This is a genomic window from Streptomyces niveiscabiei, from assembly GCF_001419795.1.
In the GTDB taxonomy this organism is placed as follows: domain Bacteria; phylum Actinomycetota; class Actinomycetes; order Streptomycetales; family Streptomycetaceae; genus Streptomyces; species Streptomyces niveiscabiei.
This window is the reverse complement of sequence record NZ_LIRL01001339.1, coordinates 220-1,462: the sequence shown is the minus strand read 5'-3', so window position 1 is coordinate 1,462 and position 1,243 is coordinate 220. Positions and strand designations below refer to the sequence as shown.

Sequence of the window (1,243 nt, the reverse complement as noted above, 5' to 3'; positions counted from 1 at the left end):
GGCGAGCACGACGCAGAAGACCATCTACAGCACCCTCCTGCGCAACATCTACGCCGACAAGGCCGCCTCCGAGCAGGCGATCCGCTCCAGCGCGCTGAACTGGACCCTGGTCTACCCGACGATGCTCACCGACGGGCCCGCCCAGGGGACCTACCTCGTCGGCGAGCGCCTGCCGATGAAGGGCAATCCGACGATCAGCCGCGCGGACGTCGCCGACTTCCTGTACAAGGCGGCCCACGACCCCGAGTGGATCCACCGCGACGCCGTCCTCACCGACTGACGGGCGCCCCCGTGCGCAGGCCGTCCATCACGACGTCCAGGAGCACGGACGCCTGGCCCTGCCAGTCGCCGGCGGAGTCGATCTGCCAGATCCCGGCGATGAGCAGGACGAAGTCGGCGAACGTCACGCCCGGCCTGATCGTGCCGGCCTCGTGGTTCGCCGTGAGCAGCGTGTCGATCGCCTCGGCCACGACCGCGTACCCCGGCTGGGCCCGGGCGTCCGACGAGCCGACGATCCGGCTCATCGTGTCCGACAGGCCCGCCTTGGCGACGGCGAAGCGGGCGAGCTGGTCCATCCACTCGCGCAGCGCCCGGTCCGGGGTGCGGGTCGCGAGGAGGTGGGCCGCCGCGTCGGTGAGGAGGCGCACCTCGTGGCGGTAGACCTCCAGGACGAGGGCCTCGCGGTTGGGGAAGTTGNNCCCGGTTGCGCTGCGCGTCCGCGCGGTGAGGGCCGTCGCTCCTGGGGTCCACGTCCCCCTCCTTCCGGGCTCGCGCCCACGCTTCCGGACATGCGTCCGTTTAGGGTGCCACCTTAACGCCGCTCACACGGGGCCGGTCGCCGCGACCAGCGCCGCGAGGTCGTCCTCGTACGTCAGATAGCGGCCCGTCAGCGCGTCCGCCTCGCCGCCGATCAGGCGCAGGAGGTTGCCGAGCGCGGCGGGCNNCCAGGAGGCCGGGGTGGTAGCTGAACGCGGCGATGTCGTGCGGGAGGAGTTCGATCGCCAGGTTCTCGGTGAGCTTGTTGACCGCGGCCTTCGACACCGAGTACGCGCTGACGTACGGCCACCGGGTGTGCCCGGCGTGGCTGGAGACCGTGACGATCCGGCCCCGGCCGCGCTCGATCATGCCGGGGACGACGGCGCGGCAGGCCGCGAGCGTGCCGCCCAGGTTGACGTCCATCGCGTGCTGCCACTCGGCCGGGTCGCTCTCCCAGACGGGGCCCGCTGGGCCGGGGACACCGGCG

At 72.5% G+C, this 1,243-nt stretch carries 2 protein-coding genes and 1 pseudogene; 1 reads left to right on the top strand and 2 read right to left on the bottom strand.

Annotation, left to right across the window (positions count from 1 at the left end):
- Window positions 1–280, top strand: a 280-nt coding sequence (locus AOK24_RS43795) for an NAD(P)-dependent oxidoreductase (protein WP_159052230.1), incomplete at its 5' end; no start/stop codon positions are given.
- On the opposite strand, the pseudogene AOK24_RS52035 reads toward AOK24_RS43795, so the two are convergent.
- Both AOK24_RS52035 and AOK24_RS47125 read right to left on the bottom strand, forming a co-directional pair.
- Window positions 270–696 (bottom strand): annotated as a pseudogene (locus AOK24_RS52035) (TetR/AcrR family transcriptional regulator); the annotation flags it as partial. The gene AOK24_RS43795 and the pseudogene AOK24_RS52035 overlap by 11 nt on opposite strands.
- Window positions 697–944: 248 nt before the next feature.
- A partial coding sequence (locus AOK24_RS47125) for an SDR family oxidoreductase (RefSeq protein ID WP_240554419.1) occupies window positions 945–1,243 on the bottom strand: 299 nt, incomplete at both ends.